The following is a 15,478-nucleotide window of genomic DNA, read 5'->3' on the forward strand; positions in this document are numbered from 1 at the left end:
ATCAACAATCGCTTGAAGCTCATCAAACGCTCTGGCTACGGGTTCAGAAATTTTGAGCGATTCAAATTACGCTGCCTCATTAGCTGGCATTTTCCTACTGCAACTGCATAATCAACCCGGTAGAGCCAAAACTTTATGCGCCACCAGGCTGACGAGAAGCACTTGGCTTTCGACATTTTGTTGCCCGCCACCCGCGACGATATTACCGTCAACGGCAACTACCAGCGCCTGCTTCAGGTGCTGATCAACCTGGTAGGCAACGCCATCAAGTTCACCCACGAGGGCGGCGTCACCATCAGCGCCGAGGTCAAGCCCCAAAAGGTGGAATATCAGGGCAAACCCTGGCCCGGCCTGGCCAAAATTAGCGTGGCTGACACGGGCATCGGCGTTTCGTTAGAAAAGCAGGATCGCTTGTTTCAAAGCTTTAGCCAGGTGGATGGCGATCGCACCCGCCAGTACGGCGGCACCGGCCTGGGGTTAGCGATTTCCCAGCGCTTGGTTGAGGCCATGGGCGGGGTGGTGCAGTTCATCAGCATGGGCGAAGGGCTGGGCTCGACGGTGACATTTACCGCACTGCTGTACCAGGAGCCGGTAGTAATCGACAAAGAGCCGGTGTATCCGCCGAAGTAGAAGGCCTGGTCAGCGGCAGATTAGCTGGGTACAGGACTGAGGTAGGCGGGGCGGGCGGTTTGGGCCTGGGTCAGGGTGCTGTGCACGGCGTCCCAATCTTCGGCGGCAATCAGGGTTTTGAGTTGCTCTAGCTGATGCTGGTACTGGGTCAGGGCATCCAGCAGAGCCGTGCGATTGTGGCGGGCCATGAGGGTGCCGAGGTCAGGGACGCCACCGCCGACGCGACTGGTGTCTTGAAAACCTGAGCTGGCAAGGGTTTGAGCGATCGAGAGAATAGCCGGGTCAGATTCCCCCTGGCAGGCCAAAATCAGGCTGCTGCTCACCATCACCGGCAGGTGCGAGATCCAGGCGACGGCGCGATCGTGCTGATCGGGGTGGCATTGGCAGAGGTTGGCCCCGAGGGTGGTTGCGATCGCCCTCACCCGCTCCAAAGCTTCCGGCTGCGTTGCCACAGTGGGGGTGAGCACATAGGGGCGATCGCGAAACAACCCCGCCTCCGCTACCGCCAGCCCGGCCTCGGCCTTGCCCGCCATTGGGTGCCCGCCCACAAAGCCCGGCCACAGCGCCTCCAGTCTGGGGACAAGTTCCCCCTTCACCGAGGCTACATCGGTTACCACCGCTCCCTCGGATAGGTAGGGGGCGATCGCATCAGCCGTTGCGACCACGGCATCAATCGGGGTGCAGATAAACACCACATCGGCCCCCGCCACCAGAGCCAGATCGGTACCGGCCTCGGTAACGGCCCCCATCGCCAGAGCCTGCTCGGCGGTTTCAGCACGGCGGGCAATGCCGACAACAGGATGACCGTACCGGGTCAAATCGAGCCCCAGCGACCCGCCGATCAGCCCTAAACCAACAATGGCAATGCGTTCCATAGCCCTACCCCTTATCCACAGAAACCCCTATCAGCATATCGGTGGGGGGATACCCAGCGGCCCCAGCAAGGCATCTATGCGACAATAGACGCCTGTAGCCTAAGCTGGGCAACCCTCCGCCTGCTTTGGTCGTCAACTGTTCCCACTGATTCTTTCGAAAGGCAGCGGCGTTTTCCCTGTGATTGAGGCCCAAGTACATCAACAACTGCGCGCGCTGCTGCGGGAATGGGGAGAGCCGAGCTGGCCCCATCACCTGACGCTGGCGCGGCTGGTGGCGCGGGCGCTGCGGCTGCGGCGAAGTGCCCTGATGCAGGTGGGTGGTCTGTCGGCCTACCAGGGCGAGTATCGCCTAAGCTACCTGATTGCGCTAATGCTGTGGCCCGGCCCGGCAGTGGTGGTGGCCCCCGACCCCACGGCTCAGCGGGTGCTAATGGTCGATATTCCTCGGCTGCAAGAAAAGCTGCGACTGCGGAAGCCGGTGCAGCGGGGCAATGGTTGGCCAGGCGACGGGTTCGACGGGCTGCTGATCACTACGCCCGAGGCCTGGCTGGGCGATCGCCTAGAGGGGGGCACCCAGTTCCCCGCCGGCATCCCTACGCTGATCGACGATGCCGACAACCTCGAACTGTGGCTGCACCAGCAGCTCACCGCCGACCTCGCCACCCTCGACTGGACTCACCTGGCCCTGGCCTACCCCGACCACCAGAGCCTCATTCAAGACACCCAGGTGGCCCTGACCCACGCGGCCTTTCAGCGCCCGGCCAACCCCTACCACCGCTACCTACTCGAAGAGGGCGATAGTCAGCAGCTCCAGCGGCTGCACCAGGTGCTGACCGCTAGCCGCGCCAGCGTTCCTCAGGGTGAGGGGCCGATGCCGCCCCGGTGGGCGAAGTTCTGGCAGCGGTTCAGCCCGCCCGACCACCTGCTGTGGTTTTCGGTTGATCGCGATCGCGGCCAAATGGCGCTGCACTGCGCCCCGGTGGAACTGGCTACTGCCATGACCTCGGTGTGGCCCCGCCAGCCGGTGGTGCTGATTGGCGCAGCCCTTGACCCCGACGCCGACGCCGAAAACTTTCGCCAGCGGTTAGGACTGGGCGATCTGACCTGCCTGCAGTTCACCCCCAACCGGCAAAACGACGCCATTCAGCTCTACCTGCCCACCCACCTGCCCCTGCCCAATACCCCCCAGTTCCAGGGGGTGCTGCACCAAGAAATTCGCCGTTTGCTGAGCGTTGGCCGCCCCCAGATCCCCGGCCCCACGGTCATTCTGCTGGATGATTTGCCCCTCAAGGGGCAGCTAGGGGCAAGGCTGGCCGGGGAGTTTGGCTCGCGGGTGCAGGTGGAGAATGCCGCCATCGATGCCAACGGCATTTTGGTCAGCGGCTGGGCGTTTTGGCGGCGACACCAGGGGCTACTGCCGCCCCCGGCACTGCTGATTATTGCGACGCTGCCCCTGCCCTCCTTAGAAAATCCGATGGTGGCGGGGCGGGTGGCCTACCACAAGCGGCGGCGGCAGGACTGGTTTCGGCTGTACCTCTTCCCCACGGCGGTGACGGAGCTGCAGCGGGCTGTGGCCCCCTCGCGGCTCCACGGGGGCACCGTGGCCCTGCTCGACACCCGCGTCCACTACCGCAGCTACGGGGCACAAATTTTAGAGGCGCTGAGCCCGGCGGCCTGCTCGCGATCGCTGCCCACCGCCTGGGATCCCTAGCTGGGGCTTTTGTACTGTCCCCCAATTCGCTATCGTCATAGTAAGCAAGCGATGCATAGCGCGATCGCAACCATCTCAATAACGTGACAGGTAGGACGTGGCAGGGTAGACCCATGGGCGAATCAAAACGACGCAAAGAGCAGCTGGGGGAGAAGTACGGTCAGTCAGAGCCGATTTTGCCCTGGGTGCCCATTACCAAAGAGCAGTCGCAGCAGTTTGTGAAATGGACTGGCCGAGGCACCTGGGGGGCGATCATAGTGGTCATCGCGTTTTGGATCACGCTCCGATTCATTGGCCCCAGCTTAGGCTGGTGGACGCTGGCAGATTAGGGGCTTATACCAATCGTCCACGCGGCACCCCCAACGACAAAAATCTATGTTTTAGAGCAAATCCGAATTACACCCCCCCGATTCCCAACAGGTGAATTTGTAGGGGGCGCATGGCATTCGCCCAGTGGAATTAGGGCAACCAAGCAGGATTCAGCATTACACCAAGTCCAGCTTGGGAGCTGTGTCCAACTCGGGAGCTGATCTGTAGGTTTTCCCCAGGCAGAACTCCACTTCTGGACTTGGATGAGGTTTATTTCAAGGTTTGGAGACAAAACCGGGGTAATTTTCCCGCTAGCGCTAAGAAATCGTAACCAGGGCTTTCCGTCTTCCGTAGATTCTAGGTAGAGTTAGGAAGGTGGTTGCGCGGGAGCTTACGGGTATATGCTGAGTCAACAGCAGTCTGGCCCCCAGCGGGGCGAACCCCTGGTTGAAGGGGTTGCCAAAGATTTCAGTCTAATGATCGATGGGGATGACTCGGCGCTGGCGCTGTCTGAGGTGCTGGTGCCCGTACCGAAGAGCGGCAATCAGTCGTGGCGACTGCTGCTGATTTCGCTACTGAGCTGCTTTGCGGCCAGCGGTGCGGCGATCGGGGCATTTCTGTGGCTGATCAATCTCCCCCCCACCGCCAACTGCGACAATCCGGCCTCGGTGACGACCGATCGCGCCCAGCTATTTTGTGCCCAGGTGGCGGCTGAGTCAGGGGATCTGCCCGATGTGCTAACCGCCCTCGACCTAGCAGGCAGTTGGACTGCTGGGCACCCGCTCTATTACGAAGTACAGCCGCTCGTTGAGCAGTGGTCGTGGGTGGTGCTCAAGGCCGCCGAGCAGGAGCTGCGCAGCAACGGCAGTATGGCGCAGGCCCAGGAACTGGTGAGCCACATTCCGGCGGACAGCCCGGTATTTGCCACTGCCCAGGAGACCATACAGACCTGGCAGGGCGAGTGGGATCAGGGCGAAGCTATTCTGGCCACCGCCCAAACCGCCCTCCAGCAAAAAGATTGGGCCACAGCCTCTCAGCAGGTGCTGGCCCTGGGCCAGATGAACAACTCCCACTGGCGGGTGGGGCAGGTGCAGGCTCTGTCGCGCCAGATTCGCCTAGAGAAGCGGGCGCAGGAGCTATTGGGTGAGGCCGTGGCCACGGCGGCCCCCGGCGGCAGCGATCGCCTGGGTTTGGCCCTGCGCACCGCTAGCCAGATCGACGAGAGCACCTACGCCCGCCAGCAGGTGCAGCCCTACCTCGATCGCTGGAGCGACCTGCTGCTCAAGCTGGGCCAAGACAAGTGGTATGCCTCAGATCTCGACACCGCAATCGACCTGGGCCGCAGCGCCGCCCTCAACCCCAGCCGGGCCAAAGTCGCCCAAGAGCTGATCTGGATCAGCCAGGCCCGCCAAATGGCCCAAAAAAGTCTAACCACCTGGCGCACCTCCCCCGACCAGCTGGTAACGCTCTACCAGGCCATGCTGCTGGCCAACCGGCTGCCCGCCGACAGCCCCTACTATCCCCAGGCCCAGTCAAGCGTGGTGAGCTGGCGCAGCCACATGGGCGAGCTGGCCCGCCTGCAAACCGCCCAGGCCGTGGGGCAGGTGCGCACCAAAGAGACGCTAAAATCGGCCATTGACCAGGCCACCCAGGTGCCCCTAGGGCATCCCCGCCGGGTGCAGGCCCAGACGATGGTGGCCCACTGGCGGCAGGAGATCGAGCGCTTAGAAGATCGTCCCCAGTTAGTGAAAGCCCACGAGCTGGCCAGCGCCAAAACCTTTGACAGCCTCCAGGAGGCGATTCAGACCGCCAGCGGCATCGCCCTTCACCGAGCCCTGCGCAGCGAGGCCCAAGGCTGGATCTACATCTGGAACAACGACATTCAGGTGATGGAAGATCGGCCTTTGCTCAACCGGGCGCGATCGCTGGCTCAGCGGGGCCAGCTTTCCCAGGCCATCGTCGAAGCCAGCGGCATCAAGCCAGGCCGTGCCCTCTACGGGGAGGCTAGAGCTGCGATCGCAGGCTGGCAGGGAGAGATTGCCGCCGCCGAACAGGCCCGCCTGCGAGCCCTCCAGCGAGCTGCCACTCCCCAAGTCAAAGCCGCTGACAGTGGGATCTCTGCCCCGGCTGAGGATCCGACTGCCGAGACTCTCGAAGAGGCTACCTTCCCAGGGGCAGAGGCCCTGCCCCTGGCCCCTGCGCCCGTGAACTCCGACCTGCGCCAGTCCCCATCGCCCCTGCCCGATCGCATTGACACCATCCCCGGCGAGGCGGCTCCGGCTGAGGCCGTGGCCCCCAGGTCGCTGCCGTCGCCCCCAGCCCTAGAAAGTCCTGCGGTTCAGCCCGCCCCGATGGATTTGGCTCCGACCCCACTGCCTGCGGCTCCCCCGGCACCCCTGCCGGTAGCCCCCCCAGCCCCCGCTCCCCTGTCCATAGACCTAGCGCCGGACCCCGCCGCTGCCCCTGATGGAGAACCGCAGGCGGCGACCCCCAAGGCTCCCGCTGTGTCGGTTCAACCCCAGCCCGAAGCCCTGGCGCGATCGCCCCTGGGTTCGCCCCACCGCTCTGCCCCAGCCACCGAGGTACTGGTGATCGGGGCTCTGTACACCGGCTACTGAGCCCTGCTCTAGGAGACTTCACTCCCGTCTATCCGAGCTGGTCAATCTGATCTGGGCGGATCTGCTCCGCCGCGCAGCAGCATCTCCTGGTGATAGATGGCGTTGTTGGCGATCTCCCAGGGAAAGGTAAACGATTCAAACGACTCGCTGGTGATGCGATCGACATCGAGATCGGTGACCACCCGTTTGAGAATGTCGAACAGCGTTTTCCGCAGGGCCTCCAGTTCCTCAAAGGTTTGGGCCTGGTCGATTGCCTCCATCAGCGCCAAAATTTCTAGATTGTAGGTGTCGGCTCGGTTTTTTTGCTTGCCCAGCAGCCACGATCGCAGCTGCCACAGCCCCGAGATGCCCAGTACCCCCACCGACAGCAGCAGGGCCATGGGTTCGGCATACTCCACCAAAAACTCTGGCTCTCCCTGGCGATAAAAGTCTTCGGCACCGGGGTGCAGGGGCAGGCCCAAATCCCCGGAGGTGTCGAGGCGAATCATGGCGGCTCGGGGATAGAGGGCCACTAGCTCGTTGCGGTTTTGGTGCAGGGTGCTGGTCAGGGCATGCACCACCTTGGGGGGCAGAGTCTCGTGGGCCACCAGCAGAGCGTTCACCGCCACCACCGGCAGATCGGTCGAGGGAATCGGCTGCCCGCCGTTGTAGGTGCCCTTCGGAATCACCTGGGCTTCGAGGTAGGGGAGCGACAGCCGCAGGGCATCGACCTGATCGATGGCAACTAGCCGCATGGTGCCGGTTTGCAGCAGGTTGGCCACCGCCGGGTTGCCCAGGGTAATCACTCGAAACAGGGCATCGACCTCCCCTTCGGCCAGGGCCGCCTGCGCCGCATCGACGGGCATGGGTAGAGTGGTCATGGCGTCGGCGGTCAGACCGTAGTGCTGCACCAGCGGCCAAAACAAAGCGTAGGAACCGCTGCCTTCAGGCATGAGCGCCACCCGTTTTCCCCGCAGGTCGGCTACGCCATCAATATCGGCATCGACCCGCGCCAGCAGGTGAAACAGCTCAGGGAACAGCCTCGCCACCGCCCGCACGGGGGGCTGTACCGGGGTATCGCTCTGCACCAGGGCCAGCTGAGCCTGGTCAGTTTTAAGCAAATCCATATTTTGCAGGGAGCCGTTGGTTTCGAGCACTTCAATGGCGATGGTGGGATGGTTGCGGGCCACCACCGTCGCCAGAGCCTGGCTAAAGGCGTAGTATTCGCCCGTGCTACCGCCCGAGGCCAGCACCAGGCGGTAGGTGCGGGTCTGTTCGCGCACCACAAAAAAGGTCGAGGCGACCACCCCCATCAAGCTGAGTACTACCACCGGCAAGACAACCTTTCCCTGCATAGATCTCCTGGGCCGATATAAAATGGGGACTGGCCAATTTTGCTGTGGAACCTAATCCAAGTTCAGCCTAGGATTGGTCGCTTTTTCACTGCAAAACTCACTTCTGGAATTGGATTGGGTTTACACCTATGGCTCTACTCCAAAATTTACCCCAGGTACCCGACACTCTGCGCGGTCGCACCGTCGGTCGCAACTTTCAGGCGGTATTTTTGCTGGCCCTGGTGTCAGTGCTGCTGCTGGGGGCTTTTGGGCTGCGGCTGTTTCAGCTCCAAGTGGTGGAGGGCGATCGCAACCGTCAGCTGGCCGACACCAACCGCATTCGACTGGTGCCCAAGCGCCCGGCTCGCGGCACCATTTTTGACCGCAACGGCAAAATTCTCGCCGGTAGCCGCCTGTCGCATACCGTGTCAATCTGGCCGATTGCCCTGCCCCGTGACCAGTGGCCCATGGTGATTAGCCGCCTGTCGCAGGTGCTCAACATGCCCCCCGACGAAATTCAAAAGCGCCTAGAGCAGGCGGGCTACGAGTCGATTGAGTCGATTACCATTGCCCGGGGCATTAGCCCGGCCCAGGCCACGGCTCTGGCCGAATACACCAACGAGCTGCCGGGGGTGCGGCTAGAGGCCGAGGCGGTGCGCAACTACCCCAACGGCGATCTGGCCGCCCACGTGATTGGCTATACGGGCGAACTCACCGACGAGCAGCTCAAGGCTCGCCGCGAGCAGGGCTATCGTCTGGGGGATGTGGTGGGGCAAATGGGGGCCGAGTCGGCCTTTGAGAGCACGCTCCACGGAGCCTGGGGCGGTCAGCAGGTCGAGGTCGATAGCGCTGGCCGCATTATTAGCATTTTGGGCGACAAACCCGCCGTGGCCGGTAAAGACATTCAGCTCACCATCGACATTGAGCTACAGCGGGCGGCGGAGGCGGCCCTGGGCACCCGCGAGGGGGCGATCGTCGCCATTGACCCGCGCAATGGTGCTGTATTGGCCATGGCCAGTTGGCCCACCTACGACCCCAATATTTTCACCACCCGCATTACCGAGGCCCAGTGGCAGCAGCTCCAGGGGGCCGATCACCCGTTCCTCAACCGATCGCTGCAAGCCTTTCCCCCGGCCAGCACCTTCAAGATTGTCACCACGGCGGCGGCTATAGAGTCGGGCAAATACGATCCGGGTACTGTGCTGCCCACCTATCCCTACATTCAGGTGGGGGGCATTCAGTTTGGCGACTGGAACCGAGCGGGCTTTGGCCCCTTGGGCTTTACCGGGGCGATGGCCTGGAGTAGCGACACCTTTTTCTATCAGGTAGCCATGCGCCTGGGTGGCCCCACCCTGATTGAGATGACCCGCCGCTTTGGCTTTGGCCGCAAAACCGGCATTGAGCTGGGAGCCGAAGAGAGCGCTGGTTTAGTACCCGACGACGCCTGGAAGCGCGACGCTATGGATACTCCCTGGGTGATTGGCGACGCCATCAACATGTCGATCGGCCAGGGGTTTATGCAGGCTACTCCCCTGCAGGTGGCCAATATGTTTGCGGTGGCTGCTAATAACGGCTACAACGTCAAGCCCCACCTGCTCAAAGATAATGAAGAGCACCGCAATTGGAAAGAGTCTTTGGAGCTGAGCGATGTGACCGTTGACATCCTCCACCGGGGGCTGCGGCAGGTGATTACAGGCGGCACGGGCCAGAGCCTCAACGTGCCCCACCTGCCTCCCCTGGCGGGTAAAAGTGGCACCGCCGAAGCACCGCCGGGGCTATCCCACGCCTGGTTTGGAGCCTACGCCCCGATGGAAAATCCCGAAGTGGTGGTGGTTGCCTTTGCCGAACATTCCGGTGGCGGCGGTGGTAAGGTGGCGGCTCCCATGGTGTTACAGGTTTTAGAAGCCTACTTCAAAGCCGACCAAAATGCGGCGGCGGCAGCCCCCTAGGTGCGGCTAGCCAGGCTAAAGTCGCGGAAGTGCTTGGCCTGAGCCTCGATGCGGCAGGCGAGGCGATCGCACACCAAGCCGCACAGATCAAAAATCAGCTCGTCGGCAACGCTGTAGTAAGCGGAGGTGCCCTCGGTGCGGCGGCTGAGAATGCCGGCCTGGAGCATCACCTTGAGGTGCTTGGAGACATTGGCCTGGCTGGTTTGGGTGGCCTCAACTAGCTCCTGCACGCATTTTTCACCCTCTCGCAGCAGATTGAGAATTCGCAGCCGCATCGGCTCGCTGAGTACGCTGAAATACTCTGCTACCTGCTGCACAACTTCAACTGAAACCGGTTCTACAGAATCCATCGGGGTTTAGGGGGTAGGCTCGGGTGTGCGCGAACGATTCTTAGTAATCTTAACAACTATTGTATTTTTGCAGTTATCCATAGCGATACAGTCATCAAATCTTGTCAATTGCTTAGCCCTGATCCCCGTGGGGTTTAGGCAAACTTCAGGCAACGAGATTTTGCCGAGACCTTGGGCCATGGCCCCCGCCGTGAGATTCTTAAAGATAGCGTTCACCCACCCTGAGGATTGCTGTGAAAGCCATTACCCTGCTTGGATCAACTGGGTCTATCGGTACCCAGACCCTCGATATTTTAGAGCACCACCCCGACCAGTTTCGCCTGGTGGGCATTGCCGCAGGGAACAATGTAGCGCTGCTGGCCCAGCAGGTGCGCCAGTTTAAGCCCGAGATTGTTGCCATCTGCAACCCCGATAAGCTGGGTGAACTGCGCGATGCCCTGGCAGGCATGGAGCCGATGCCTCAAATTTTGGCGGGCGACGACGGCATTATGGAAGTGGCTCGCTACGGTGACGCTGAGGCCGTAGTGACAGGCATTGTTGGCTGCGCTGGGCTGCTGCCGACCCTGGCGGCGATCGAGGCGGGCAAAGACATCGCCCTGGCCAACAAAGAAACATTAATTGCCGGTGGCCCCGCCGTGCTGCCCCTGGTCGAAAAGCACGGCGTCAAACTGCTGCCCGCCGACTCCGAGCACTCCGCCATTTTCCAGTGCCTCCAGGGGGTGCCCAGGGATGGCCTGCGGCGAATTTTGCTGACCGCTTCGGGTGGGGCCTTTCGCGACTGGCCGGTGGAAAAGCTGGCCCAGGTGACGGTGGCCGACGCCCTCAAGCACCCCAACTGGTCGATGGGCCGTAAGATCACGGTGGATTCGGCCACGCTGATGAACAAAGGTCTAGAGGTGATCGAGGCCCACTACCTGTTTGGCATGGACTACGACCAGATCGACATCGTCATCCATCCCCAGAGCATTATTCACTCGCTGATTGAGCTGCAAGACACGTCGGTGCTGGCCCAGCTGGGCTGGCCCGACATGCGCCTGCCGCTGCTCTACGCTCTCTCCTGGCCCGATCGCATCTACACCGACTGGGAACCCCTCGACCTCGTCAAAGCGGGCGATCTCACCTTCCGCGAGCCCGACCACGCCAAGTACCCCTGTATGGATCTGGCCTACGCCGCCGGGCGCGCGGGCGGCACGATGACCGCTGTGCTCAATGCCGCCAACGAGCAGGCGGTGGCGCTATTCTTAGACGAGAAGATCCATTTCTTAGAAATTCCTAAGGTGATTGAGGGGGTGTGCGATCGCCACCGCTCCCACAACGTCACCCAGCCGGTGCTGGCCGACATTCTCGCTGCCGACCAGTGGGCCAGGGCCGAGGCTACCAGCGTTAGCGAGTCGTTGACCTCAGCCACTGTCGTTTCAATGGGATAGGAGGGCACCCGTGGAGCTGCTGATTGTACTGGGGGCGATCGTGATTGCGATCGTGGTGTTTGGCTGGGTGTTTAAGCTGATCAAAAACACCATTCAAACGGTGCTGCTGGTGGCCTTTTTGCTGCTGGCACTCTACTTCCTCTTTGGCATCGGCCCCGACGCCATATGGAATCAAATTCAACTTTGGCTCAGTGGCGGGCAAAATCGTTAGGTTAGCCTAGCCAGGCACAATTTGAGCTTGGCGAGCTGCTAACCACCGGGCTAGCGATCGCTGACTTTCGCTACTGCGCCTGCCAGCCAGCAATCCTTCGGTACCAATATGTTCATCTAGCTGCGGCCATTCTATGGCGTAGCCATCGCCCAGCAGTTGCCAGTCGCTTCTTTCTTGGGGAGACCCATGCAGCAACCGAGGATACCAATCTAGGGGAATCGCCAGGCTGCGACCATCGGCCAACTCAACCACCAGTTTTTCATGGTCTATACCTACGGAGGTGGCGAGAGGTTCGGTTTCAAGGATCAAAGTAGTCATGCCAGGCCTCTAGAAGACTGTCTTGGTTTTCCTCGACAATTTCGGCAATCTTATTGAGTTCGTAGTCTTTGAAGCCACGATTTTTCTCTAATGTAACTGGGCTGAGCCAAAATTTGGCGATCTGGCGATCGCGCTTAACGTGAATATGAGCGGGTTCACCGCGATCGGAGCTGAAGAAGATAAAGCTGTAAGGCCCGACCTGAAGCACGGTAGGCATCGGCAATACTTTGGGTGAGAGAAATTCCAAAAGCTAGGCAAAACCCTAGTTTAGGAAGCCTAAATAATCAACAGGACGCTGCGTTGATTAAGCAAATACCACGGTGCGGTTGCCGTAGACCAAGGTGCGGTTTTGCAGGTGCAGCCGCACGGCGCGGGCCAGCACAATGCGCTCCACATCTTTGCCCTTGCGGATCAGTTCCTTCACGTCGTCGCGGTGGCTGATACGCACCACGTCTTGCTCGATGATTGGGCCTTCGTCGAGGTCGCTGGTGACGTAGTGGGCAGTGGCCCCGATGATTTTGACTCCCCGCTGAAAGGCGCGCTGGTAGGGGTTGGCCCCCATAAAAGCGGGCAAAAACGAGTGGTGAATGTTGATGACGCGATCGTACTGGCTGAGGAAATCTGAGCTGAGCACCTGCATATATTTAGCCAGCACCACCAGGTCAATGTTGTAGGTCTTGAGCAGCTCTAGCTGCCGCTGTTCTTGCTCGGCCTTGGTGTCTTTGGTCATGGGCAGGTGCTCAAAGGCGATGCCGAACTGGTCGGCGATAGGTTTGAGGTGGGGGTGATTGCTGACAATGAGCGCAATTTCGGCCTTGAACTCGCCCGCTTTGTGTCGCCAGAGCAGGTCGAGCAGGCAGTGGTCTTGGTGACTGACCCAGATCGACAGGCGGGGCACGGCGTCGGAGAAGTGGAGCTGCCAGGTAGCGCCAAGGGGTTGGGCGATCGCACCAAACGCCGCACCAATGATCTCCCTGGGCAGGTTAAACCCCTCTAGCTCCCACTCGATGCGCGATAAAAACAGCCCTGCTTCAGGGTCGCGGTGCTGGTCGGCGTGGAGAATATTGCCGCCGTTGGCGTAGATAAAGTTGGCAATCTTGGCCACTAGACCCTTTTGGTCTGGGCAAGAAAACAGCAAAATGGCGGTGGGAGAGCCCATGGGGAGAAAGATTAGAAGAAGAAAAAACGAAAAATGAAGAGAACTTAGGAATTGCGAAAAGCCTGCTTTGCAGACGTAGGGTGGGCATTGCCCACCAGCCACATCTATGTCATTCAGCCCGCAATGGAATGCACGAAACGTGGGACGGCCCTAGGCTAGCACCGCTTACCAGCTACATCCATGCCATTCAGCCCTTGATCGTGCGCCATGAATGGCTGGCTTAGCCTAACATCTGCGACCACGATCAGTTGGTAGCTTCAGGAGCGGGGGCCGTCGGCGCGGGCGCAGGCTGAGATTCGTTTGCTGGGGGCTCTACAGTAGGTGCCGGGGCGGGAGGAGATGCCGCTGGTGTGCTGCTTTCTGGGGTTGAGCTGGCCCCCGGATTATCTGAGGCCGGGGTTTCCACCGGCATCTTCCACTCGGCGAGGGGGCGGTTGATGCCGTTGGCCACGTCGCGGGTGACGACGAGGACAGAGTATTCGGTTCCCTCGGCTGGGGGCCAGGGATCGGGGTCTACTACGGCGTAGTTGGCGCTGCCGCTAAAGTCGGGGCCACCTAAAATCAGCTCGTGCTCGGTGCCGTCCTTGAGGGTGGCGGTGACGATGCCGAGGGGGGCGTTAAAACCAAAGTCGGTGGCCTGGTCGGCCTGCATGGTGACGGTTTGCAGGGGCGAGTCGGTGTTGAGGCGGCTGAGAAGAAAGGCGATCGCCCCCGGTTCCGCCAGGGCTTCGTCCGGCGCTGTCATTTGCCAGGTCTCGTCGTCGCCCTGCTCAAAGACCAGGGTTTCGTCGCCGCGATCGACGGTGAGGGTGGCAACATCAGTTTCTTCAAAGGTGAAGATGGGCGCGGTGGAGGTGGTATCGGTGGCGGATTCGGGGGACTGCGAGCGCTGCGACTCAGCAATCAGCACCCCGGCCCCCAGCAAAAAGGCCACCCCAACCAGCATTACCGTACTGCGCTTAAACTTCATACCCGCTTACCAAAACTCTCAGGTCGTAGGACAGATCCTGCTGTGCTGATCCATCCTACGACCTGAGAGGTAGCTTGATAGGCATGTTCATCAGGAACTTTTGTTGTCTTTCACTCTAATGAAGTGCTGTCTGTTCTCCTCAATAAGGGGAGAACACAACAGCGATTAGGCTACCGAGAGAGCAGCGGCGGGAGCCGTTGAGGTAGAGAGCTGAGCAAGAATGCCGTTGACGTTGGTTTTGGCATCGCCAAACAGCATCAGCGTGTTGTCGTTAAAGAAAAGGGGATTTTCGACCCCGGCGTAGCCCGACGACATGCCGCGCTTGAGCACCACCACCGTACTGGCTTCCCACACCTCCATCACGGGCATACCAGCAATGGGGCTGTTGGGATCATTTTTGGCGCTGGGGTTCACCGTGTCGTTGGCCCCAACCACCAGCACCACATCGGTGTGGGGTAGGTCGTCGTTGATCTCGTCCATTTCGAGCACGATGTCGTAGGGCACGTTGGCCTCGGCCAGCAGCACATTCATGTGGCCAGGCATGCGGCCCGCCACGGGGTGAATGCCGAACCGCACCTGTTTGCCCTGGGCGCGGAGCAGGCGGGTGATCTCGGCCACGGCGTGCTGGGCCTGGGCCACGGCCATACCGTAGCCGGGGACGATCACCACGCTCTGGGCGGTATCGAGCAGATCGACCACTTCACCTGTGGTGGTGCTGGTGGCGCTGCCCTCAATAGCCGCCGCCTTGCCACCACTAGCCGTTTCGCCAAAGCCGCCCAGCACCACATTGATAAAGGAGCGGTTCATGCCCTTGCACATGATGTAGCTGAGAATCGCGCCGCTGCTGCCCACCAGCGCCCCGGTGATGATCAGCAGGTCGTTGTTGAGCATAAAGCCCGCCGCCGCCGAGGCCAGACCCGAATAGCTGTTGAGCAGCGAGATCACCACGGCCATGTCGGCCCCGCCGATCGCCATCACGATCACAATGCCGAAGATGCCTGCGATCGCCGTCATCGCCCCCAACGCAATCAGCGGCGTAGTGCCAACCCCCGTCAGGAAGGGGAAGCCTAGAGCGGCGATCGCCCCCAGCATCCCCAAGGTCAGCACATGGCGGGCGGGCAGCAGCACCGCTCGGCTCGGCACCCAGCCCCGCAGCTTGGCCACCGCAATCATCGACCCGGTGAAGGTGACAATGCCAATGAATACGCCAATGAAAATCTCCACCCGGTGGACGGTCACATCCCCACCCGTGAGCGCCGCACTGGGCTGGAGGTATTCGGCAAAGCCCACCAGCACGGCGGCCAGACCCACAAAGCTGTTGAGCAGCGCCACCATCTCGGGCATGTCGGTCATCGCCACGCGGGAGGCGGCCAGCGCCCCCACCATCACCCCCAGGCCAATGGAGCCAAGTTGAATCGGGTAGCCCTGGCTGATGAACGCAGTAGCAGCAAAGGCAACGGCCATACCGACTATGCCCAGCAGGTTGCCCCGCTTGGCACTTTCCGGCTGCGACAGCCCCGCCAGGCTGAGAATGAACAGAGCGCTAGCGGCGATGTAGGCGGTGGTTACGAGGTTATTTTCCATGGGGTAGGAGAATGGGGATGAGGGCAAATTTTGAACTTTGAATTTTGCATTTTG

Annotated in this window: 16 protein-coding genes; 8 read left to right on the forward strand and 8 right to left on the reverse strand. The window is 61.1% G+C overall.

Going from position 1 to position 15,478, the window contains the following annotated elements:
• On the forward strand, positions 1-111 hold a 111-nt coding region (locus VB780_RS11915; protein ID WP_323351313.1), incomplete at its 5' end, for a transposase.
• 24 nt (positions 112-135) lie between these two features.
• Positions 136-630 carry an ATP-binding protein gene (locus tag VB780_RS11920; protein ID WP_323351374.1) on the forward strand — a complete coding sequence of 165 codons (495 nt, stop codon included), beginning with the start codon at positions 136-138 and terminating at the stop codon, positions 628-630.
• Positions 631-650: 20 nt separating this feature from the next.
• On the opposite strand, the gene VB780_RS11925 is transcribed toward VB780_RS11920, so the two are convergent.
• On the reverse strand, positions 651-1,505 hold the full coding sequence (locus tag VB780_RS11925) for a prephenate/arogenate dehydrogenase (protein WP_323351375.1): 855 nt from the start codon (positions 1,503-1,505) through the stop codon (positions 651-653).
• 178 nt (positions 1,506-1,683) lie between these two features.
• Here VB780_RS11925 and VB780_RS11930 point away from each other — a divergent pair, with 178 nt between their 5' ends.
• The 3 genes from VB780_RS11930 to VB780_RS11940 all read left to right on the forward strand — a co-directional run bounded on the left by VB780_RS11930 (position 1,684) and on the right by VB780_RS11940 (position 6,143).
• The gene (locus VB780_RS11930; RefSeq protein WP_323351376.1) at positions 1,684-3,216 is read left to right on the forward strand and encodes an ATP-dependent DNA helicase; all 1,533 of its coding nucleotides are present in this window, start codon (positions 1,684-1,686) and stop codon (positions 3,214-3,216) included.
• Positions 3,217-3,329: 113 nt separating this feature from the next.
• Entirely contained in the window at positions 3,330-3,545 is a 216-nt protein-coding gene (locus tag VB780_RS11935; RefSeq protein WP_323351377.1) for a DUF2839 domain-containing protein, read from the forward strand.
• A 381-nt stretch (positions 3,546-3,926) separates the two neighbouring features.
• Positions 3,927-6,143, forward strand: coding sequence for a hypothetical protein (locus tag VB780_RS11940; protein ID WP_323351378.1), 2,217 nt, complete (start codon positions 3,927-3,929; stop codon positions 6,141-6,143).
• Positions 6,144-6,184: 41 nt separating this feature from the next.
• Here the strand turns inward: VB780_RS11940 and VB780_RS11945 are convergent, their stop codons facing one another.
• Entirely contained in the window at positions 6,185-7,477 is a 1,293-nt protein-coding gene (locus VB780_RS11945) for a TAXI family TRAP transporter solute-binding subunit (protein WP_323351379.1), read from the reverse strand.
• A gap of 128 nt (positions 7,478-7,605) precedes the next feature.
• On the opposite strand from VB780_RS11945, the gene mrdA reads away from it, so the two are divergent.
• The gene (gene mrdA, locus VB780_RS11950) at positions 7,606-9,405 is read left to right on the forward strand and encodes a penicillin-binding protein 2 (protein ID WP_323351380.1); all 1,800 of its coding nucleotides are present in this window, start codon (positions 7,606-7,608) and stop codon (positions 9,403-9,405) included.
• Here mrdA and VB780_RS11955 read toward each other — a convergent pair.
• Complete coding sequence (locus VB780_RS11955) at positions 9,402-9,755, reverse strand: metalloregulator ArsR/SmtB family transcription factor (protein ID WP_323351381.1); 354 nt, start codon at positions 9,753-9,755, stop codon at positions 9,402-9,404. The genes mrdA and VB780_RS11955 overlap by 4 nt on opposite strands.
• A 233-nt stretch (positions 9,756-9,988) precedes the next feature.
• On the opposite strand from VB780_RS11955, the gene dxr reads away from it, so the two are divergent.
• Together dxr and VB780_RS11965 are read left to right on the forward strand one after the other, a co-directional pair.
• The gene (dxr, locus tag VB780_RS11960) at positions 9,989-11,182 is read left to right on the forward strand and encodes a 1-deoxy-D-xylulose-5-phosphate reductoisomerase (RefSeq protein WP_323351382.1); all 1,194 of its coding nucleotides are present in this window, start codon (positions 9,989-9,991) and stop codon (positions 11,180-11,182) included.
• Between the two features lie 10 nt (positions 11,183-11,192).
• The gene (locus VB780_RS11965) at positions 11,193-11,393 is read left to right on the forward strand and encodes a hypothetical protein (RefSeq protein WP_323351383.1); all 201 of its coding nucleotides are present in this window, start codon (positions 11,193-11,195) and stop codon (positions 11,391-11,393) included.
• 6 nt (positions 11,394-11,399) lie between these two features.
• On the opposite strand, the gene VB780_RS11970 is transcribed toward VB780_RS11965, so the two are convergent.
• The 5 genes from VB780_RS11970 to VB780_RS11990 all read right to left on the reverse strand — a co-directional run bounded on the left by VB780_RS11970 (position 11,400) and on the right by VB780_RS11990 (position 15,424).
• A complete protein-coding gene (locus VB780_RS11970; RefSeq protein ID WP_323351384.1) occupies positions 11,400-11,711 on the reverse strand; it encodes a DUF2442 domain-containing protein in 312 nt (103 codons plus the stop codon).
• A complete protein-coding gene (locus VB780_RS11975) occupies positions 11,692-11,928 on the reverse strand; it encodes a DUF4160 domain-containing protein (protein ID WP_323351385.1) in 237 nt (78 codons plus the stop codon). Before VB780_RS11975 ends, VB780_RS11970 begins: the two co-directional genes overlap by 20 nt.
• 87 nt (positions 11,929-12,015) lie before the next feature.
• Positions 12,016-12,870, reverse strand: a complete 855-nt coding sequence (gene purU, locus VB780_RS11980) for a formyltetrahydrofolate deformylase (RefSeq protein ID WP_323351386.1) — start codon at positions 12,868-12,870, stop codon at positions 12,016-12,018.
• 244 nt (positions 12,871-13,114) lie between these two features.
• Entirely contained in the window at positions 13,115-13,840 is a 726-nt protein-coding gene (locus VB780_RS11985) for a hypothetical protein (protein ID WP_323351387.1), read from the reverse strand.
• 165 nt (positions 13,841-14,005) lie between these two features.
• A complete protein-coding gene (locus VB780_RS11990; RefSeq protein WP_323351388.1) occupies positions 14,006-15,424 on the reverse strand; it encodes an NAD(P)(+) transhydrogenase (Re/Si-specific) subunit beta in 1,419 nt (472 codons plus the stop codon).
• Positions 15,425-15,478: the final 54 nt, after the last annotated feature.

It is taken from the genome of Leptolyngbya sp. CCNP1308, assembly GCF_034932455.1.
Classification (GTDB): domain Bacteria; phylum Cyanobacteriota; class Cyanobacteriia; order Phormidesmidales; family Phormidesmidaceae; genus Nodosilinea.